The following is a 20,212-nucleotide window of genomic DNA, read 5'->3' on the forward strand; positions in this document are numbered from 1 at the left end:
GGCTTCGCCAATGCGGAATACAGAAGACATTCTTTGCAAAATGCTATTAGCGCAATTACAGTCCATAGGATTTTTCTCAGAAACAAAATCCCAGCCGATCTTGCGGGATTTCTATGGCAGATGGTTTGAGGAGAGCTTATCAATTTTGGTGCGAAACCATCTTCTTCAGCAAACTGGTGATGCATATGTACCAACGCAATCAATAGAGAATTTGAATGAACTGTGGAAGGAATGGGATGAAAATAAAGCCGCTTTGCTTCAAGACAGCAATATGAAAGCCATGGTGGTGTTAGTGGAGACTGCGCTCAGAGCTTTGCCGGATATTCTTACCGGCAAAGTATCTGCCACCGACATACTGTTTCCCGATTCCTCCATGGATTTGGTCGAAGGAGTGTATAAAAACAATCAAGTCGCAGACTATTTTAATGATGTGCTTGCGGACACCGTTATAGCCTTTATGCAAGAGCGGCTGAAACAAGAGCCCGGCGCAAAGGTTCGAATGTTAGAAATCGGGGCGGGAACAGGCGGTACAAGCGCTTCTGTGTTTGAAAAATTAAAAGTGTATCAGAGCCATGTAAAAGAGTATTGCTATACGGATCTCTCTAAAGCATTTTTAATGCATGCGGAAAAAGAGTACGGGCCGGAGAATCCTTATTTGACATATAAAGTATTTAATGTGGAAGAGAATGTTGCTGAACAAGGCATAGAAGCGGGCAAATATGACGTGGTCATAGCGGCGAATGTCCTGCATGCGACGAAAAATATCCGCCAAACCTTGCGAAATGCTAAAGCGGTTTTGAAAAAGAACGGGCTGCTTTTGCTGAATGAAATAAACAGCCATAATTTATACTCGCACTTAACGTTTGGTCTTTTGGAGGGCTGGTGGCTGTATGAAGATCCCGAACTGCGTATCCCGGGCTGCCCTGGTTTATATCCAGAGATGTGGCAAAAAGTATTAGAGGGTGAGGGCTTCCGTTATGTCTCGTTTATGGCTGAAGAATCGCACCAGTTGGGCCAGCAGATCGTTGCGGCCGAAAGTGACGGAGTGGTCCGGCAAAAGCAGCCAATAGAACATGAAAAACAAGAGGTGCAACAACAAAAAGCAGACCATCCGCAAGAAAAAACGGAAGACCGCGAAGAAGAGTCTATCACGGCACAAACGATACAATTTGTAAAGGAAACGTTAGCGAAATCGATTAAGCTGTCTCCGGAACGAATAACGACAGATACAACGTTCGAGAAGTATGGAATCGATTCAATTCTGCAAGTGAACTTTATTCGAGAGTTAGAAAAACTGACAGGTGATCTTCCTAAAACGATTTTATTTGAGCACACGAACATCCAAGAACTAGTCGATTATCTTTTAACGCAGCATGCTGAGAAGCTTAAAAAGTCATTGACGATAGAAAAGAAAGAACCTGCAAGGAAGGAGGCTCCGATTCAAACGGAGTCTTCAAATCCTGCACCGCCGTTTGCTCATAAAACGCGCCGTTTCGCAAATGAGCGGGAGATCATTCGCACCCCTCAAGCAGCCAAGACAAATACTGCTCCTTTCGAAACAGCGGGTAAGGACCAGGCCGGCGGTTCAAAAGAGGAGATGTCTGCGCATTCTAGCTCAGAGGATATTGCGATTATCGGCATAAGCGGCCGTTATCCTATGTCCGATAATCTGGAAGAGCTTTGGGAGCATTTAAAAGCCGGTGACAATTGTATTACAGAATCTCCTGAATCAAGGTGGCGGACATCACTCATTAAGACTTTATCGAAAGACCCGTTACGAAAAAGTGATAAAAAGCTTTATGGCGGATTTTTAAAAGACATCGACAAATTCGACCATCATCTATTTGAAGTAAATGAGAAGCAAGTGATGGAAATGACGCCGGAACTTCGGTTATTCCTGGAAACCGTTTGGGAAACATTTGAAAGCGGAGGCTATTCTCAATCCAAAGTAAGTGAGCTGTACGACACAGAAACCGGAGTAGGCGTCTTTATTGGAAACATGTACAATCAGTATTTTTGGAATATCCCGTCGTTAGAACAAGCGGTGCTGAGTTCTAATGGAGGAGACTGGCATATCGCAAATCGTGTGTCTCACTTTTTCAACCTGACCGGGCCGAGTATGGCCATTAGTTCTGCTTGCTCCAGTTCGTTAAGCGCTATTCATCTTGCCTGTGAAAGTCTGAAACAGAAAAGCTGCTCAATGGCCATAGCAGGAGGGGTTAATTTAACGCTGGATCTCTCCAAGTACGATTCATTGGAGCGTGCGAATCTTTTAGAAAACGGAAATCAAAGTAAGAGTTTTGGCGCAGGAACCGGCTTAATACCGGGAGAAGGCGCCGGCGCCGTGCTGTTAAAACCTCTTTCCAAGGCGATTGAAGATCAGGACCATATTTACGGGGTCATCAAAAGCAGCTTTGCCAACCATAGCGGCGGCCGACAGATGTATACGGCTCCCGATCCGAAGCAGCAGGCCAAATTAATTACGAAGTCCATTCAGCAATCCGGAATTGACCCGGAGACGATCGGGTATATTGAATCAGCGGCAAACGGATCAGCGTTAGGAGATCCGATTGAAGTCATCGCGCTTACCAACGCTTTTAGTCAATATACAGATAAGAAACAGTTTTGCGCAATGGGTTCCGTTAAATCCAACCTGGGACATTTGGAAGCGGCTTCCGGCGTTTCCCAACTGACGAAAGTTCTTTTACAGATGAAGAAAGAAACGCTGGTGCCGACGATAAACGCAAGTCCAGTAAATCCGAATATTCATTTGGAAAAGACAGCATTTTATCTTCAGAAAGAAGCGGAGCCGTGGCATCGGTTGAAGGATCCCGAAACAGGAAAAACACTGCCTCGAAGAAGCATGATTAATTCCTTCGGCGCGGGCGGGGCCTATGCGAATCTCATTGTGGAAGAATATATCGGCGCTGTTCCTGAGAAGAAAGCAACTTCTCACCAGCAGGAATATCTCGCCGTTTTTTCAGCGAAAACGAAATGGAGTTTGCTCAGCTATCTAGAAAAAATGCGCGTATATTTAGAAAAAAATGTTTCAGCTGATATTGGACCGGTTGTAAGGTCATTACACAGGATCAATCATCATTTAGAACATAGAACTGCATTTACGGTTTCATCGGTGCAAGAACTTATCGAAAAACTAAAGATCTTCCAAAAATCAAAAGAGAGTTCAATTTATGAGGGGATTTATACATCTTTCGATTTACAGCCTGGTGCTGTTCTGCCAGATGTTGAAACAAAAGATACAAGAAAGCTGGCACAAGAATGGGCAGCAGGGGCGGCGATTCAATTTGATCAAATGAATCAAGGCAGCGGTTCAGACTGGATCGACCTGCCGCATTATGCGTTCGACCATCAGGCAGCATTTTATTTTGATGAACCGATACAATACGGGCGGAATCCGGATGTTGCATGTAAGGAAAAATATCACGCGGTTCATGATTCGTACGTATATGATGAGCCTTACGTGAAAGGGCATGTGTTTAATAAAGAACACGTACTCATAGGAGCAACGTATGGAAGTCTTGCCATTGATGCTTTTTTTGAAATGTTCCCTGAAGCAAACAGCGGCCGCATCAGTAAATTAAATTATGTAACTCCTGTAGCAGTGAAAGAAGGTCAAACAATTGATCTCAAAGCGGAGGCGTTCCAAAAAGAAAACGCAACAGATGTACAAATGTTGTTTCGTGACCAAACATCTGATTCCTGGAAGCTTGCCGCATCAGGGCAATGTCAAAAAGGCCTTTTTCAAACAAAGAAAATTAACATTGAGAGCATCAAACACTCGTTTACCGAACTTCATCACATCGATCAGATGTATTCAAGCGGCAAGGGAGTTGTGGAATGGGGAGAGGTATTCAAGACCATTACCCGCCTGTATAAAGGAAATGACGCCATACTTGCAAAAGTGCGTTTAGATCAAAACGCAGAAAAAATACATCGTTATGCTGTAAGCCCGTTGATCACCAACAGCGCTTACTTGGCAATGCTCAGTTTATTAGAACAATTAGATATAGAAGGCAGTTTTTTACCATTCGGAATCAATGAAATTGAATTTAACAGAAATACTAGAATGGAAGAATGCTGGCTGCTGATTACCTTAGTTAAAAATTCCGGCGAAATGCTGATGTTTGATGTTGATGTGATCAATGAAGCATCTGAGACGGTCCTGCACTACTCAGGTTACTCTTTAAAGCGATTCCGTTTGACTGATCAAGAAAGCAAGAAGAAAGAACATGCCGTCTCATATGAAAAGTCGGCAGATAATCCGAATCATCTGACGGACCGCATATGTAACTACGTAACAGATAAACTGGCTGTGATCATAGACGATCCTTCGAAACTGTCTCTTGCAAAGGTAAATGTAATGGATTTAGGAATAACTTCTTCCCAATTGATTGCGTTGACAAGAGAGATCGAATCCGAGACAAAGATCGAATTACAACCCACGCTGTTTTTTGAGCATCCGACTGTTCAAGAGCTTACCGTTTTTTTTGCGAAAGAACATGAAAGGTCCTTTATTCAATTGTTTGGCGATACCAAACAGCAGAAAAAATCCTTTGATATGAACGAAAATAAAGTGAAACATATTCAAGCACATGACAGACAGACGAAAGAAACAACCGCACCTGCGGCTGAGGGCATAGCCATCATCGGCATGTCGGGGCAATTCCCGAAAGCAAACAATGTGACGGAGTTTTGGGATAACTTGGCCCGCGGAAGACATTGTGTTTCGGAAATACCGGAAGAACGCTGGGATTGGCGCGAATACGGCGGAAATTCTAAAGAAGAACAGACAAGTCTTCAATGGGGCGGATTTATAGAAGGTATTGGTGAATTTGACCCGCTGTTCTTTGGCATTTCACCCAAAGAGGCAGCGAGTATGGATCCCCAGGAGTTTCTGTTACTGACACATACATGGAAGGCGATGGAAGACGCCGGCATTACAGGTCAAACATTATCTGACCGGCCGACAGGCGTTTTTATTGCAGCCGGCAGCGATAATACAAATGCAGCCATGATTCCTTCGTTAATACCAAATCGTATTTCTTATGCACTGAATTTGAGAGGCCCAAGTGAATATTATGAAGCTGCCTGTTCATCAGCACTTGTTGCCTTACACAGAGCCATTCAATCTATTCGGAATGACGAATGTGAGCAAGCCATTGTGGGTGCCGTGAATTTGCTGCTTTCCCCAAAAGGCTTTATTGGTTTTGATTCAATGGGATACTTGAGTGAGGACGGGAAAGCCAAGTCTTTTCAAGCAGAAGCAAATGGTTTTGTCAGAAGTGAAGGAGCAGGGGTGCTCTTGATCAAACCTTTACGAAAAGCCATTGAAGATTCCGACCATATATATACGGTCATTAAAGGGACGGGTGTATCGCATGGCGGCAGAGGGATGTCGCTGCATGCGCCAAATCCGAACGGAATGAAGGATGCTATGCTGAAGGCTTATCAAGGATCAAAAGTAGATCCCAAAACAGTGACTTATATAGAAGCGCACGGGATTGCCTCGCCTTTAGCGGACGCCATTGAAATCAATGCGCTGAAATCAGGCTACAAACAGCTGGAAACAGAGCATATACAGGAAATACAAGAGGAAACACCATGTTATATCAGCAGCTTAAAGCCTTGTATTGGACACGGTGAACTTGTCTCAGGCATGGCTGCTCTCATGAAGGTCAGCATGGCGATGCAGCATGCAACCATACCGGGAATTCCCGGATTTACCTCTCCAAACGATCAGGTATCAACTGATGGGAGCAGATTCCTGCTGACAGAGGAGAACCATAAATGGGAAGAACGAAAGGATCATGCAGGCAGAATAATCCCGCGCAGAGCGAGTATTAACAGCTACGGATTCGGAGGTGTAAATGCGCATGTGGTCTTAGAAGAATATATCCCGTCTCATAAAGAATCACCAGCAGATGAGACCGTAAATGCACCTCAAATCGTGGTCCTTTCTGCTAAGAATCAAGACCGGCTTCAAGCGGTTGTTCAACAAATGCTTGGCTACGTAAAACAGCAAAATGAGCTTTCATTAAAGAATTACGCCTATACACTGCAAGTCGGGCGTGAGGCGATGAATGATCGGCTGGCATTGGTGATCAGCAGTAGAGATGAATTGATTGCAGGATTACAAGATTGCTTGAAGGCTATGAAAGAAGAACGAAAGCCGCAGAGCGCTATCCCTGTTTTTACGGGGAATTCCAAAGAGGGCTTCTCAGATATCGGCACCTTGCTTGAAGGGACATTGGGAGAAGTTGTGATGCAGACTCTTTTGGCAGAAAATAATCTTGAAAAAATCGCTTTCTGCTGGACAAAAGGAGCGGAAATCCCATGGGAAAAACTCCAGCAAGGAAAAGATGCACACAGAATTTCCTTGCCCGCTTACCCTTTTGAAAAACGAAAATGCTGGAACGGATTTAATAAAAAAGAGGAAAGTGCACGTGCTTTTTCAGATGAGGATGTACATGATCGTCAAGAAGGCAGCTTCATCCAAATTTTATCCGATCTATTAGGAATGACACCGGGGGAAATAAGCCCTCATACGCCTTTACAAGAATACGGGTTTGATTCTATCCTTTGCATTCAATTATTACAGCAATTGCAAACGGATATTGATCCTTCAGTCACTCTGGCTGAGCTGCAAGCATGTGAAACCGTCCAGGATATGATGAATCTGATATCGGAAAAACAGGATCAATCATCGTCGGACCATCCGGACAAGACTATCCGCCGACAGTTTCCGGAATTGATCCAATTAAATGATAGTCAGCAGGGGCGTCCTGTATTTTGGTTTCACGGAGGAGTAGGCGGAGTCGAGATTTATCAACAATTTGCGGGGAAAAGCCAGCGTCCTTTTTACGGAATTCAAGCCAGGGGGTTTATGACAAACCGTGATCCTTTACATGGAATCGAAGACATGGCTTCCTATTATATAGAGATCATCCGAGCCGTACAGCCGGAGGGCCCTTATGACGTAGGCGGTTATTCCTTAGGCGGAGTGCTGGCTTATGAAATCACACGCCAGCTGCAAAAAACAGGACAAACGGTGAAAAGCATTGTCATGGTCGATTCTCCATACAGCACAGAATATAAAGAAGATAAACCGGCTTTGAAAACATCAATGCTTCAAACAATAAATACGATGCTGGCATCGGTTGCTCAGCCGGAAAAGCTAACTCGCGTTCTCATCAGCCGTGAAGAAGTAAATGTAAACGCAGAAGATGAAGACTTTTTAAAAGAACTGATTGGTTTGGCAAGACAACGGGGATTGAACAAATCGGAAAAACAAATACGCACGCAGATTAAGCAAATTGTTAAAACTCAGCTCGCTTATGAAGTCGAGGAGTACACAGTGAAGCCGCTGCCTGATCCTGAAGCGTTAAAATGTTATTATTTTCGTAACAAAAGCAGGTCATTTCTTGGTGAATTAGACGTTTATTTCACCCTCTCTAATGAAGAAATACCATTAGACCATACAGGGTACTGGGAGGAGTGGGAGCGGCAGATTGCCCAATTCCATCTATTAGACGTCAATTCCTCCAATCATTTAATGATGTTATCTGAACCCAAACCATCTAAAGCTATTCTAGAGTTTTGTGAAAAGCTATACTCAAACAGAGGTGTAGTAAACGCGAATTTTCTTAAGGCCTTCAGAAAAAAACTCGAAAACGCCAATAAAGAAAAAGCAGATGAACTGGTGAAGCGTTGAGGAAGGAATGACTATATAAAAAACCCCCTTTTAAAGGGGGTTTTTTCAATGGCTTATCCCATGAAAAATGGACAAGACGGATGTTTGCAATCCGCCATGTTCATCTTGCAATAATTAGCTGTGGCGGGAAAGCGAGTTTTTCTTTGCAAGTGAAACCGGCAAACTTTCTAGCCCTCTTAAAAAGGCATTTTTTCTCCATTTCATTTCATCAGATGCAACTGCAAGCTCGATATACGGAAACCGTTTAAGAAGCGCATTAAAGGCAATTTGGCCTTCTAATCTGGCAAGCGGGGCCCCTAAACAGAAATGAATGCCAAAGCCGAAAGAGATATGCCGATTCGGAGACCTTGAAATATCGAATTTTTCTGGATTTTCAAAACGCTCAGGATCGCGATTGGCAGAGCCAATGCCTATAAAAATCATATCTCCTCTTTTTATAGAATGGCCTTGGTATGTGAAGTCCTCGAGTGCCCACCGATTCGCCATCATGACTACCGGAGCGGTATATCGCAGCAGCTCTTCTACCGCCGTGTCTATCATGTCGGGATGCTGTTTTAACTTCTCCAATTCCTCTCTGTGCTGGAGCAAGGCGAGGGTGCCCGATCCAAGCAGGTTGACGGTCGTTTCAAGGCCGGCCACAATCAACAAGAACAGCATCGAGTAAAGCTCTTTTTCGCTTAACTTGTGCCCATCCTCTTCAGCATGCACCAGTTTGCTGATCATATCGTCTTTCGGGTGTATCCTTCTTTCTTGTATCAGCTTGCCGATATAGTCCTTAAATTCTCTGAGTGATTGGTTAGTCTTCTCCTGGTTACCCTCTGAAGTGTCTACCATGGCGTTGGTCCATACCTGAAATTGCGAACGATCCTCTTCCGGTATTCCCATCATTTCAGAAATCACGATAAAAGGTAATGGAGACGCAAATGATTTCATAATATCCGGTTCATTCTCTTTTTCCATGTCATCTAATAAACGTTCAGTTATTTGTTCGATGCTGGTACGTAAATTTTCGATGATGCGGGGGGTAAAAGCTTGGTGAACCAATGACCTTAAACGAGTATGATCAGGCGTATCCTTTGCCAGCATATGATCTGATACAAAGTCGATATCATCGCTTACATTAAGCTTCTTAATCTGTTCTTTGCTCATCACATTTTTTACGTCTCTGGTAATTCGATTGTCCTTTAGAAATGCCATACAATCATCGTAACGAGTAATTAACCACGCCCGATATGTAACGCCGAAACGGTGTAATTCGAAGTGATGAATAGGATCGTGCTCTCTAAAATGGCCCAAAACTGTAAAAGGATTTTCGTGAAACTCTGAAGAATGCGCATTAAAAACCAATTTTTCCATCTGAATTCTCCTCGCCTTTCATTTTAAAAGAAACTCTAAACAAAATGATATCATTCGGCATCAGACCAAATATCCCATGTGAGCCTTACGCATGTCCCGCATCGACACGGACAGGTATAGGCATATGACCCCCTTACTAAAGTCACATATCGTTCAGGCTGTTGAAAACCTTGGACAGCCCGTTATGTTTAAAACTATATATCTATTTAAGAGGGCATTCAATAGTTTGTTTCAAAAAAATGACTGCACATCCATTTTAATATAACACCATAAAAAGAAGCGCCTTTGAAAGTAATCAAAGGCGCCAATAAGGCAGGGGAAAGATGTCAGTTCTGTTGAATATCAATGGTATAGACTGCGCGATCTGTCAAAACCTTCAGTCCTCCGTTTTCCTGATGAATGTGAATACTACCCGATAAAGGGATCTCATAAGCATTTTCTGGGAGCGGCACATTGCCTTCTTCAGTAAAAGTAGTTCCTTTTCCTTCGAGGACCAGTTCATCATTTGCTACGTAGTCATCAGGATGCTTAGTGCTGCGTATGGCCACTTCATTAAGGTGAAGAACAATCTGATCCAAATCTGAAATCTCGTCTTGGTTATTGGTCAGCTCGCCTTTTCTAATATCAAGCGTCTGTCCAATCTGCGCTTTCAGCCATTCGGAAAGCTCAGTGCTAGTGAGTGTCATCAGCGATTCCTCCTTTTTATCTATACGATACTATTCCCATTTATTTTGCGTTTTACACGAAATAGATGCTTGATGAGGCTCAGAATAACCGCTCTAATAGAACCTAAATATGTAATGTTTACGGACAGCTCCTTTGAAAAAATAAAAAACACTGCTAAATCTGTCTTTTTAGATTCAGCAGTGTGTAATTATGATGAAAGGTTATTCGCCGGGAACGGAATTCTCCGCATTTACAGCACCGGCACCGTAAATATTCGGATCATTGTCCGACCATTTATCTGCGCCGTTTTTGAGAAGTTCTTTTACTTCATTAGGGGTAAGTTCGGGATTGTGTTCGAGGATTAAAGCGGCAATTCCCGCGCAAATCGGTGTTGCCATAGAAGTCCCTGACATTGTAAAATACTGCGTCCCCACACGGCTCGACTTTTGCAGCTTATCGATATATGACCGCGGGGAGCGGAGGGAGACAATATTGACACCGGGCGCCAAAATATCGGGCTTTTCTTTTCCATAGACCGTCGGTCCGCGGCTTGAGAAGGAAGCGACAATATCATCTTCACGGCTCACCGTATCATTATCGTCCAATGCGCCGACTGTAATGACTTTTTCGCTTACACCCGGACTTGAAATGGTCTGTGGATCAGGTCCTGAGTTTCCGGCGGCGACACAGACAACAATGCCTGCGTTCCATGCTTCTTCCACTGCTTTGACTAAAGGATCATCAAGCTCATTATCGTAGCGGAGCGCTTCACCGCCAAGGGACATACTGATGATACGAATCGGTTCATCAGGGTTGTCTTCATTATATTGGATACACCATTCCACACCCTCAATGATTGCCGCTAACGTACCTGACCCTTGCTTATTTAACACTTTAACGCCAATAAGGTTGGCCTCAGGAGCCGGGCCGCGGTACTGACCTGAAGAAGATGCGCCGCTGCTTGCAACATCACCCGCGCAATGGGTGCCGTGGCCATTATCATCATATGGCTCGGTCTTTTGATTGACAAAATCGGCAAATCCTTTTATTCTGCCCTCTAAATCAGGATGCTCATAAATTCCGGTATCCACTATAGCAACGGTGACGCCTTTTCCGGTCAATGCTTGATTGTTTCTGATGACTTCTTTCGCATGGCTGGCTTCAGTTGCTGTGTCAAGAAGCGCTTTAACCTCACGATTTAAATAAACTTTGCGGATATCATTGCATTGAGAGAGAAGAGCATGTAGAGCTGAAGGCGTTACCTCTGCACTGCAGCAATTGATCTTGTGAAAGCGATGCTTTAATGTACAGCGTTTTTCATTTTGTAAAATGTCTCCTGTCGCTTGATAACCCGTTTCATGACAGCCTTCCTCAAATTCTATGATCACTGACATCTTTTTTCGATTTCTCAATTTCGTCTCAAAAAATTGATGTAAAAAACACGGCGTCCATTTAAAAGGTTTGTATAGCTGCAAAACGTTCTCACGCAACGGCCAATCTAGCTTATGGGCGTTTGCCCTCACCATTTGTACCATAGAGTAACCAAACATCATATGATTCCTCCTAATATGAGTTTCTCTGTATACTCTATGAATGGAGGGTCTCTTTTGTAAGTTTGTTTGTCCTTCTTGTAAGCGGACAAGAGCGGTTTTTAATGGCTGATTTTCATGTCACAAGGAAAGAGTAAGCTGCCTGGCCGGAAGATAATGGTTCTAGTTTGAGGGTTGAATAAGAACGTTTGTTCCTGTATGGTAAGAGAAAAAAGAAGGAGCTAAAAAGCGCATGAACATCCTGATAAAACGCTCTTTAGAAGAGCAGGTTCCGATTGATATAATATATATGAAAAAAGACGGTTCAATTTGTAAAAGAACCATTATTGTGAAACATCGAAACAGCCATGATATAAAAGCCTTCTGTTGCATCAAAAAACAGATGAGAACGTTTCTTTTAGATTCCATCCTTTCTTGCGCACCTGTTCAAAAAAAGAAGCAATTTCTTCGTTTTGCCAATTAATATAGGCTGTCGGTTATAAATAGACAGCCTATTTATAAAAATAGTTCCCATATATTTTTTAAAAACAGCCTGCTTTTCACCAAGAACCTAGGGAGTGTGGGTATTTATTCCTTTTCTTCATTTTTTATCCCAACTTTTTTCACTGTTATAAGCTGATAGACACCCCCAACTGTGACAATCAATTGATTTTTAGAAACCGGGAAATTTTTCACTGATGATAACGGGTATACAATGGTAAGATAAAACCTATTGACTAAACCTCATATAATGAACCGTGCCATTCTTTTAGGAAGGAGACGAACATGAGAAGAATCTTACTTAATGTCATAATCATTGTAGCAATGGTCCTGTTAATAAGATGTGTTCATTATGCATCAGAACCGGAACCCTCGAATCAGCCCGATAAATATGCGGACTTTAGCAGCTTAGAGGCCAATGAAAGCCCTGAGGACTATAACATCGAATATAACGGGAAAAAAGGAAGCCGTGTATTAATTATGTCACCGCATGGAGGCAGAATTGAAGGCGGGGTAAGCGAGCTTGTCCGTTTTTTTGATATGGAATATTCTACATATCTTTTTGAAGGTTTAAAGTCACACGATAACCAGACGCTGCACATTACCAGCACTAACTTTGATGAGCCGACAGCCGAGGAGAAAATCAAACAGCACCAATACATTATCGCCTTTCACGGATATAAAGGAGAAGATAAGAACACACTTGTAGGCGGTAGTGACCGCAAGCGCGCGAAAATGATTGTAAAAGCCCTTGAAAAAAGCGGTTTTTCTGCAGAATTGGCCTCCTCAAAGAGCGGTCTGGCAGGACTGGATGCAAACAATATTAACAATCAAGGTAAAACGGGGCTGAGCATCCAGCTGGAGATCAGCAGGGAACAGAGAGAAGCATTTTTTGATGATTTTAACTATAAGGAAAGAAAATATACCAAAACGACGGAATTTTATCGTTATGCCAGAGCGATCAGAAGAGTGATTGACGAGGAATATTCTTAAGTATCGTCATTTTAGATGAAATAAATGGAACTTGTCCTCGGTGCGTACCTTATCAAGCAAAACAGAGGACAAATTTCAAAATCATCAGTAGACTGAAAAAAGAAACAAAAAGGAGGATACAGCATGGCAGATCATCATTTTTATTTAAAAGCACAATGGCCGGGGAAGCGTAATGATGTCGGCACGATAGAAAGCGGAAATCTCATGACATCTATTTCGATTCCAAAGGAAATGGACGGACCGGGGCAGGGTACCAATCCTGATGAAATGCTTCTTGGCGCAGCCGCTACCTGCTATATTATTACGCTCGCAGCCATGATGGAAAGAAGCGGACTTGAAAAAGAAGATCTGCATATGGAGTCAGAGGGTATTGTTGAAGTCAAAAACGGAATTTTTACGTATAAAACAATTATTCACCGCCCTGTTATTTTGTTGAAGCCTGATGCTTCGCAAGCTGATTTGGCGCTCGCGCATAAACTGGCGGAAAAGGCGGAGTCTTCTTGTATGATTTCGCGTGCAGTTCAGGGGAACGTGGAATTGAAGCTTGAAGCTTCAGTAAGAGCTTCGGGGGAATAATGGGTTCAAACGGTCAGTGTAAGACCGTTTGTTCTTTTTTTGCCGATTTTGACTTGTTAAGCAGAACAACCCCGGCTATCACAAGGGTAAGGCCAAATATCCCTTTCATGCTGATGGTTTCGCCAAAAAGCAAATAACCGATGATAGCGGTCAGCGCTGTACCGATGCCTGACCATGTGGCGTATGCCGAAGATAAGTCAATCGTTTTAAGTGACATGCTTAAAAAAGTGAAGGCGGATGCAAATCCTGCTATTACTCCGATGCTGGGTCCGATTTGCGTAAAGCCTTCAGACAGTTTCAGCATTGTGCTGCCAAATACCTCTGTGATAATTGCCGCAGCTAAAAAAATCATTCCTTTCATAAAAACACCGCCTTTTTTACCAATTTAATAACACAACTCCCGATATTAATAACAGAATCCCGGCAATTCCTTGTTTATTCAGCTTCTCTTCAAACCACTTTGCTCCGATAACCGCTGTCAGCACCGTGCCTGCTCCGCTCCAAGTGGCATATGATAAGCCGAGAGGTATATGGTTTAATGTCAGTGACAGCATATAAAAGGCAAGTGAATAACCGATGATGACGAACATGATCGGCTTCCAGCGGGTGAAGCCATGAGAGACTTTCAGCATGGCAGCGCCCATTGATTCTGATAATATAGCAATTGCGAGGAAGGTGTAACCTAATATCATATAAAATCCTCCTCTATTACATTCATTAAGCGTTTGAGCAAAAGCGCTTTTTCTTTTTGTTGCAACGGTTCCAGCTGAAACATTTCTGAAAACCAGATTCCGTCACAGACAAGCCGGATCAGGTGTGACGTCGCAGGATCAGAAATTTCTTCATCTGCCCTTTTTTTAAATTCTGTATAAAATGTTCTCCATGGCTTCAGCAGCTCTTCGTTGAAAGACATGGTCGCAAGCATACTTGTGCACAGTTGAACTGTATTTTGGAGTTCAAGATCGTCAAGCGTCGCCAAAACAAACGATTTGACGAAAACGGCTTTATCAGACTGCAAATTTTCTTGATGATGATCCAGTAAGTTCTGAAAGTTTGATATGGCGTATTCATTCATTTCGTTAATAAGCTCTTCTTTACTTGAAAAATGATAAAGGAGCCCGGCTTTTGTCATGTTTGCTTCTTTCGCCACACGGCTCAAGGTTAAATGCTTTAATCCTTTTTCAGTAATTGTCTTAGCGGCTGCTTCAAAAATTTCTTCTTTTTTTGACATAAAAAAAACACCTACTTTACTTACCGGTTAGTAAAGTACATGATATATGATGTTATTTTATGAGTCAAGAGATTCATCTTACCTCAAATTCGGACGTTAAAAAAGACCCCTTTTTAAGGAGTCTGCTTTTTTTTAATAGTAATATGGATATGGGGGATACGGATAATAAGGATATCCTCCGTAACCATACGGATTAAGCAAAGCGCTTCCCACTAGGCCGCCAACAAGCCCTCCGATAAACGGGCCGCCATAAAACCCAAAACCGGGACGTCCGAAGCCATAACCGAAACCAGGTCTGCCAAACCCAAATCCAGGTCTTCCGAAACCAAAACCTGGTCTTCCAAAAGGCCTCATATCACTTTCAGGTGAATAATGGTGTACTTCATTCATAATTAAGGCACCTCCGATAATAAAATAAACTTTAGCTGATACCAGAGTATTCAGCCTATACCGATTTGATTGGGCGTTTTCACCAAAAGGGAAATTAAAGAAAGGAGTGAGCCGCTTTGGGGCTGTACCAATCTGACTGGTCAAAAGCTACCCCGCACGTTCATGCTTATCAAGCAAAAACGAACGTGGTGGAAGGGCACTATCACCTGATTGAAGGATTCTCACAGCCGGAGAACGGAAGCAATACGGATAGGCATACGCATTATTATACGGGGATTACGTCTTTTGAAAACGGTCATTTTCACCGCTACTATGGCATTTCCGGACCCGCTATCCCGAGATCGGACGGGACGCATTATCATGAAATAAAAGAAACCACTTATCTCGCCTACAATGAACCGATAGAAATACAGTACGGCGGTGTTGTGTATGATCCGAGAAACAACGGGAGAAAGACGCATAGACATGACATGAAGGGGCGAACGCGGGAAATAGTAGGCAATGAGCCGCTCGGCTGGTAAAAGACGTTTACCGCGTCAGAAAAAGGGCAAAATGAATAGGTGGTTGAATATATGAGTAGTGTTATAATAGGGGGAGATTTGTAAAAGAGAGTGATGTGCAGTGAAAAAGACAAAACAGCCCGTTGTCATTCTGGTCGGACCGACGGCAGTGGGAAAAACAAATATAAGTATCCAGCTTGCTAAAGCGTTAAATGCCGAAATTATCAGCGGAGATTCAATGCAGATATATAGAGGCATGGATATCGGCACGGCAAAGATTTCTGAGCGGGAGATGGAGGGCATACCTCACCATTTGATTGATATTCTTGACCCATCTGAGCCTTTTTCAACCGCTGATTACCAAAGATTGGTGAGATCTAAGATCAAAGAGATCAGCGAAAGAGGAAAGCTTCCCATGATTGTCGGAGGGACGGGTCTGTATATTCAATCTGTTCTGTATGATTATACATTTACAGAAGAAGCGAACGATCCCGCTTTCCGCAAAAAAATGGAGGAAGCGGCTGTTCAGGAGGGCGCCGAAGCCCTTCACGCCAGATTGGCCGCGGCCGATTCTGAAGCTGCAGCTTCGATTCATCCGAACAATATCAGAAGAGTGATCCGCGCCTTAGAAATTTTACATACGTCAGGCAAAACGATGTCACAGCATTTAAAAGAGCAGAAACGCGAACAGCTGTATCATTCAGTTATGATCGGCCTTACAATGGACAGAGAAGCGCTTTACGAGAGAATTAATGAGCGGGTGGATATGATGATGGCAGAGGGTCTCGCTGATGAAGTCAAACGGCTTTACAATCAAAATCTGAGAGACTGCCAATCCATTCAGGCAATCGGCTATAAGGAACTGTACGCATATTTTGACGGAATTGTGACACTTCCGGAAGCTGTCGAGCAATTAAAACAAAACTCCAGACGGTATGCTAAACGCCAACTGACATGGTTTCGCAACAAAATGCACGTCTCTTGGTTTGATATGACGCCGCCTGTCGATGCCGTGCTGAAGGAAAAGGAAATTTTCACACATATAGCAGGAAAACTTGAACTTTGATCGAAACAGTATGATATAGAGAATCAAGGAGGACAAAACATGAAACCGATTAATATTCAGGATCAGTTTTTGAATCAAATCCGAAAAGAAAATACGTTTGTTACTGTTTTTTTACTAAACGGCTTTCAGTTGCGCGGCCAAGTGAAAGGCTTTGATAACTTTACGGTATTGCTTGAAACCGAAGGAAAGCAGCAGCTTATATATAAACATGCCATCTCTACCTTCGCCCCGCAAAAAAACGTCCAGCTTGAACTCGAATAGAATCATGAAAAAGGCCATTTTTCAGGGCCTTTTTTTTATGCCCGGCGGAACATTTTTTATATTCATACGTATAGGTATGCCATAATGGAAAATCGTAAAGACAGGGGATGGGAGAATGTTGACGGAAAGTGAAACAGAACTGAGAAGAATCAGAATTGCGCTTGTGTTTATTGCTGTATTTTTATTTTTCGGAAGCTGCGGAAATCAAGAAACTGTGGTCGATACCGACCATAGTGATTATGAAATCCCGCAGACAAGCTCATTTCCGCTGGACCATAATCATTTTGGCGTTTACGAGGACGGAACGGTCAAAATATATAAGTATGATGAATCAAAGAACGAGGTAACACTAAAAAAAGAATGGCTATCCGATGAGCTTGAATAATTTTCACAAGCATTCGAATTTACAAAGCGGACCGATGCCGCTAAACTAAGTACTGACATAGATCATGCAGAGGGTGAGAATATGAAACACAAGGTTATTATCAATCATTGGGAAGAAACCTGTGAGGATGATTCCTGTTATGAATATGGCACAAGCATCATTGTAAACGGCAAAGAACTGATCAGAGAAGCATCCATTGCGAGCGCCCTGAAAGCAGTCTTAGAAGAAATCGGCGCTGATGCAGAAATTGAAGAAACCGTTGAAAGCGAATGTTGTGATTCTTACAAAAAATAAGAAAAAAAATCTAGACTACTAAGCAGTTTTTTTTCGTGTTATGATATACATCGGCTTAAAAATGACCCTTTCGAGTAGGACGAGAGACGATTCTCGTTCTGCTCTCTTTTTTGGGCGCATAAGGAGCCGGGCAAAGGTCCTGAATAGAGAAAATATGAACTTTTTATAAAAGCGAATCTATATATTGTGTTTTTCGGATGTGATAGTATACTATATATAGTGTTAGGAGATAAGAGATTCATAATTTGTAATAGGTCGTGATAAAGCATGGTTCAAATCATATTCGATTCGAAAACAGGGAATGTTCAGCGTTTTGTGAATAAGACAGGGTTTCAGCTGATACGTAAAGTGAATGAAGCTGACTATCTGGACACTCCGTTTGTTTTAGTAACCTACACGACAGACTTTGGACAAGTGCCGGCTTCGACACAGTCATTTCTCGAAAAAAATGCCCATCTCCTATTAGGAGTCGCAGCAAGCGGCAATAAAGTGTGGGGCGATAACTTTGCAAAAAGTGCCGACACCATTTCAAAACAATATCAGGTGCCGATTTTGCACAAATTTGAACTCAGCGGCACATCGAAAGACGTTGAATTGTTTACTCAGGAGGTAGAAAGAGTTGTCACAAAACCAAGTGCCAAAATGGATTCAGTTAAATAATGAAATCATGATCCAAAAGGACGGAAAATTTCAGTTCGATAAGGATAAAGAGGCTGTACATAGTTATTTTGTGGATTATATCAACCAAAATACAGTGTTCTTTCACGATTTAAAAGAGAAGCTAGATTATCTGGTTGAAAACCAATACTACGAAGAAGAGTTCCTAAGCCTCTATTCATTTGCAGATATTAAAGAAGTGTTTAAGACAGCTTACGCGAAGAAGTTCCGTTTTCCTTCCTTCATGAGTGCGTTTAAATTTTATAATGACTATGCGTTGAAAACGAACGACAAGAAAAAAATCCTTGAACGCTATGAGGACAGAATATCAATCGTTGCGCTGTTCTTCGCCAACGGTGACACAGAAAAAGCGAAAGATTATGTGCGTTTAATGATTAACCAAGAATATCAGCCGAGCACACCGACATTTTTAAATGCCGGAAGAAAGCGCCGCGGAGAACTTGTGAGCTGCTTCCTATTAGAAGTCAATGACTCACTAAATGATATCTCGAGAGCGATTGACATTTCCATGCAGCTTTCTAAACTGGGCGGAGGCGTGTCTCTCAATCTGTCGAAGCTGCGTGCCAAAGGCGAAGCGATTAAAGATGTTGAGAACGCGACAAAAGGTGTTGTCGGCGTCATGAAGCTCCTCGATAACGCGTTCCGTTATGCAGATCAAATGGGACAAAGACAAGGATCTGGAGCCGCATACCTAAACATTTTCCACCGGGATATCAATGACTTCCTTGATACGAAAAAAATCTCGGCTGATGAAGATGTGCGTGTAAAAACACTCTCTATCGGCGTTGTCATCCCAGATAAGTTCGTTGAGCTTGCGAGAGAAGATAAAGCGGCCTATGTGTTCTATCCGCATACGATCTACAAAGAATACGGACAGCACATGGATGAAATGGACATGAATGAAATGTACGACAAGTTTGTCGACAATCCGCGTGTGAAAAAAGAAAAAATCAACGCGCGCAAATTGCTCGAAAAACTTGCGGTGCTGCGCTCAGAATCAGGCTACCCGTACATTATGTTCCAGGATAACGTCAACAAGGAGCATGCGTTGAACCACGTATCCAAGGTGAAGTTTTCCAATCTGTGTTCTGAAGTTCTTCAAGCGTCACAGGTTTCATCTTACACAGATTACGATGAAGAAGATGAAATCGGTTTGGATATTTCCTGCAACCTGGGATCGCTTAATATTTTGAATGTAATGGAACACAAATCAATTGAGCATACGGTGAAGCTTGCAACTGATTCTTTAACCCATGTGTCTGAAACGACAGACATCCGCAACGCGCCTGCTGTAAGACGCGCAAACAAAGCCATGAAATCAATCGGGCTCGGCGCCATGAACCTCCACGGCTATCTCGCTCAAAACGGCATTGCTTATGAAAGCCCTGAGGCCAGAGATTTTGCGAACACGTTCTTTATGATGGTCAATTTCTATTCCATCCAGCGTTCTGCGGAGCTTGCGAAAGAAAAAGGCGCAACGTTTGAGCAATATGAAGGTTCATCCTATGCAACGGGGGAATACTTCGACAAATATGTCTCAAACGATTTCTCACCGGCGTATGAAAAAATTGCAGCCCTGTTTGAAGGCATGCATATTCCTACAATTGAAGATTGGAAGCAGCTGAAAGCGTTCGTCGCTGAGCATGGCATGTATCACAGCTACAGATTGTGCATAGCGCCGACCGGTTCAATTTCTTACGTGCAGTCAAGCACAGCGTCCGTGATGCCTATCATGGAACGGATAGAAGAAAGAACATACGGAAATTCGAAAACGTACTATCCAATGCCGGGCCTTGCATCAAACAACTGGTTCTTCTATAAAGAAGCGTATGACATGGACATGTTCAAAGTGGTGGATATGATTGCGACGATCCAGCAGCATATTGACCAGGGAATCAGCTTTACACTGTTCTTGAAAGATACGATGACAACCCGTGATCTAAACCGGATTGATCTGTATGCCCACCATAGAGGCATTAAAACCATTTACTATGCAAGAACGAAAGATACTGGGCAAGACAGCTGCCTTTCTTGTGTTGTTTGATTAAAGGAGA

At 42.8% G+C, this 20,212-nt stretch carries 18 protein-coding genes; 11 read left to right on the forward strand and 7 right to left on the reverse strand.

All coding sequences use genetic code 11. The features are described from left to right. Positions 1-10 precede the first annotated feature (10 nt). Positions 11-7,732, forward strand: coding sequence for a beta-ketoacyl synthase N-terminal-like domain-containing protein (locus AAHT65_RS16040; RefSeq protein WP_343310496.1), 7,722 nt, complete (start codon positions 11-13; stop codon positions 7,730-7,732). A gap of 114 nt (positions 7,733-7,846) precedes the next feature. Here AAHT65_RS16040 and AAHT65_RS16045 read toward each other — a convergent pair whose 3' ends face one another. The 3 genes from AAHT65_RS16045 to AAHT65_RS16055 all read right to left on the reverse strand — a co-directional run bounded on the left by AAHT65_RS16045 (position 7,847) and on the right by AAHT65_RS16055 (position 11,304). Next, positions 7,847-9,088 carry a cytochrome P450 family protein gene (locus AAHT65_RS16045; protein ID WP_258729249.1) on the reverse strand — a complete coding sequence of 414 codons (1,242 nt, stop codon included), beginning with the start codon at positions 9,086-9,088 and terminating at the stop codon, positions 7,847-7,849. A gap of 326 nt (positions 9,089-9,414) precedes the next feature. After that, positions 9,415-9,774: a hypothetical protein gene (locus AAHT65_RS16050; protein ID WP_061670824.1), complete on the reverse strand. Its 360-nt coding sequence runs from the start codon at positions 9,772-9,774 to the stop codon at positions 9,415-9,417. A 201-nt stretch (positions 9,775-9,975) separates the two neighbouring features. Continuing rightward, positions 9,976-11,304, reverse strand: a complete 1,329-nt coding sequence (locus tag AAHT65_RS16055; RefSeq protein WP_088118480.1) for a S8 family peptidase — start codon at positions 11,302-11,304, stop codon at positions 9,976-9,978. Positions 11,305-11,536: 232 nt separating this feature from the next. Between AAHT65_RS16055 and AAHT65_RS16060 the strand changes: the two genes are divergently transcribed. From AAHT65_RS16060 to AAHT65_RS16070, 3 genes are all read left to right on the forward strand, one after another. Beyond that, positions 11,537-11,767 (forward strand): hypothetical protein, encoded by a 231-nt coding sequence (locus tag AAHT65_RS16060; RefSeq protein ID WP_343310497.1) that lies wholly within the window; start codon positions 11,537-11,539, stop codon positions 11,765-11,767. Positions 11,768-12,069: 302 nt separating this feature from the next. After that, the gene (locus tag AAHT65_RS16065; protein ID WP_106034079.1) at positions 12,070-12,777 is read left to right on the forward strand and encodes a poly-gamma-glutamate hydrolase family protein; all 708 of its coding nucleotides are present in this window, start codon (positions 12,070-12,072) and stop codon (positions 12,775-12,777) included. Positions 12,778-12,900: 123 nt separating this feature from the next. Beyond that, positions 12,901-13,353, forward strand: a complete 453-nt coding sequence (locus AAHT65_RS16070) for an OsmC family protein (protein ID WP_010788680.1) — start codon at positions 12,901-12,903, stop codon at positions 13,351-13,353. A gap of 13 nt (positions 13,354-13,366) precedes the next feature. On the opposite strand, the gene AAHT65_RS16075 is transcribed toward AAHT65_RS16070, so the two are convergent. The 4 genes from AAHT65_RS16075 to AAHT65_RS16090 all read right to left on the reverse strand — a co-directional run bounded on the left by AAHT65_RS16075 (position 13,367) and on the right by AAHT65_RS16090 (position 14,974). Further along, a complete protein-coding gene (locus tag AAHT65_RS16075; protein WP_003328823.1) occupies positions 13,367-13,714 on the reverse strand; it encodes a DMT family transporter in 348 nt (115 codons plus the stop codon). A gap of 16 nt (positions 13,715-13,730) precedes the next feature. After that, a complete protein-coding gene (locus AAHT65_RS16080) occupies positions 13,731-14,045 on the reverse strand; it encodes a DMT family transporter (RefSeq protein WP_003328822.1) in 315 nt (104 codons plus the stop codon). Then, complete coding sequence (locus tag AAHT65_RS16085) at positions 14,042-14,584, reverse strand: TetR/AcrR family transcriptional regulator (protein ID WP_003328821.1); 543 nt, start codon at positions 14,582-14,584, stop codon at positions 14,042-14,044. Before AAHT65_RS16085 ends, AAHT65_RS16080 begins: the two co-directional genes overlap by 4 nt. Positions 14,585-14,716: 132 nt before the next feature. Further along, a complete protein-coding gene (locus tag AAHT65_RS16090; RefSeq protein ID WP_035175129.1) occupies positions 14,717-14,974 on the reverse strand; it encodes a hypothetical protein in 258 nt (85 codons plus the stop codon). A gap of 116 nt (positions 14,975-15,090) precedes the next feature. Between AAHT65_RS16090 and AAHT65_RS16095 the strand changes: the two genes are divergently transcribed. The 7 genes from AAHT65_RS16095 (at position 15,091) to nrdE (ending at position 20,202) form a co-directional block, all read left to right on the forward strand. Then, the gene (locus AAHT65_RS16095; protein WP_343310498.1) at positions 15,091-15,495 is read left to right on the forward strand and encodes a YmaF family protein; all 405 of its coding nucleotides are present in this window, start codon (positions 15,091-15,093) and stop codon (positions 15,493-15,495) included. 100 nt (positions 15,496-15,595) lie between these two features. Next, positions 15,596-16,540, forward strand: coding sequence for a tRNA (adenosine(37)-N6)-dimethylallyltransferase MiaA (miaA, locus tag AAHT65_RS16100; protein ID WP_343310499.1), 945 nt, complete (start codon positions 15,596-15,598; stop codon positions 16,538-16,540). A 39-nt stretch (positions 16,541-16,579) separates the two neighbouring features. Further along, the gene (hfq, locus tag AAHT65_RS16105; protein WP_010788684.1) at positions 16,580-16,801 is read left to right on the forward strand and encodes an RNA chaperone Hfq; all 222 of its coding nucleotides are present in this window, start codon (positions 16,580-16,582) and stop codon (positions 16,799-16,801) included. Positions 16,802-16,919: 118 nt separating this feature from the next. Further along, the gene (locus tag AAHT65_RS16110) at positions 16,920-17,186 is read left to right on the forward strand and encodes a YmzC family protein (protein ID WP_035175466.1); all 267 of its coding nucleotides are present in this window, start codon (positions 16,920-16,922) and stop codon (positions 17,184-17,186) included. Positions 17,187-17,267: 81 nt separating this feature from the next. Continuing rightward, entirely contained in the window at positions 17,268-17,480 is a 213-nt protein-coding gene (locus tag AAHT65_RS16115; RefSeq protein WP_003328814.1) for a hypothetical protein, read from the forward strand. 267 nt (positions 17,481-17,747) lie between these two features. After that, positions 17,748-18,140 (forward strand): class Ib ribonucleoside-diphosphate reductase assembly flavoprotein NrdI, encoded by a 393-nt coding sequence (gene nrdI / locus AAHT65_RS16120; RefSeq protein ID WP_003328813.1) that lies wholly within the window; start codon positions 17,748-17,750, stop codon positions 18,138-18,140. Further along, positions 18,100-20,202 carry a class 1b ribonucleoside-diphosphate reductase subunit alpha gene (gene nrdE, locus AAHT65_RS16125; RefSeq protein ID WP_003328812.1) on the forward strand — a complete coding sequence of 701 codons (2,103 nt, stop codon included), beginning with the start codon at positions 18,100-18,102 and terminating at the stop codon, positions 20,200-20,202. Before nrdI ends, nrdE begins: the two co-directional genes overlap by 41 nt. Positions 20,203-20,212: the final 10 nt, after the last annotated feature.

It is taken from the genome of Bacillus atrophaeus (assembly GCF_039519175.1).
Lineage (GTDB): Bacteria > Bacillota > Bacilli > Bacillales > Bacillaceae > Bacillus > Bacillus atrophaeus.

Bases quoted from the DNA above. Each gene is read 5' to 3' on its own strand.
- AAHT65_RS16045 (WP_258729249.1), bottom strand. From the start codon at position 9,088: ATGGAAAAATTGGTTTTTAATGCGCATTCTTCAGAGTTTCACGAAAAT.
- AAHT65_RS16050 (WP_061670824.1), bottom strand. From the start codon at position 9,774: ATGACACTCACTAGCACTGAGCTTTCCGAATGGCTGAAAGCGCAGATT.
- nrdI (WP_003328813.1), top strand. From the start codon at position 17,748: ATGGTTCAAATCATATTCGATTCGAAAACAGGGAATGTTCAGCGTTTT.
- AAHT65_RS16070 (WP_010788680.1), top strand. From the start codon at position 12,901: ATGGCAGATCATCATTTTTATTTAAAAGCACAATGGCCGGGGAAGCGT.
- hfq (WP_010788684.1), top strand. From the start codon at position 16,580: ATGAAACCGATTAATATTCAGGATCAGTTTTTGAATCAAATCCGAAAA.
- AAHT65_RS16055 (WP_088118480.1), bottom strand. From the start codon at position 11,304: ATGTTTGGTTACTCTATGGTACAAATGGTGAGGGCAAACGCCCATAAG.
- AAHT65_RS16075 (WP_003328823.1), bottom strand. From the start codon at position 13,714: ATGAAAGGAATGATTTTTTTAGCTGCGGCAATTATCACAGAGGTATTT.
- AAHT65_RS16040 (WP_343310496.1), top strand. From the start codon at position 11: ATGCGGAATACAGAAGACATTCTTTGCAAAATGCTATTAGCGCAATTA.
- AAHT65_RS16090 (WP_035175129.1), bottom strand. From the start codon at position 14,974: ATGAATGAAGTACACCATTATTCACCTGAAAGTGATATGAGGCCTTTT.
- AAHT65_RS16065 (WP_106034079.1), top strand. From the start codon at position 12,070: ATGAGAAGAATCTTACTTAATGTCATAATCATTGTAGCAATGGTCCTG.
- AAHT65_RS16115 (WP_003328814.1), top strand. From the start codon at position 17,268: ATGAAACACAAGGTTATTATCAATCATTGGGAAGAAACCTGTGAGGAT.
- AAHT65_RS16060 (WP_343310497.1), top strand. From the start codon at position 11,537: ATGAACATCCTGATAAAACGCTCTTTAGAAGAGCAGGTTCCGATTGAT.
- AAHT65_RS16085 (WP_003328821.1), bottom strand. From the start codon at position 14,584: ATGTCAAAAAAAGAAGAAATTTTTGAAGCAGCCGCTAAGACAATTACT.
- AAHT65_RS16080 (WP_003328822.1), bottom strand. From the start codon at position 14,045: ATGATATTAGGTTACACCTTCCTCGCAATTGCTATATTATCAGAATCA.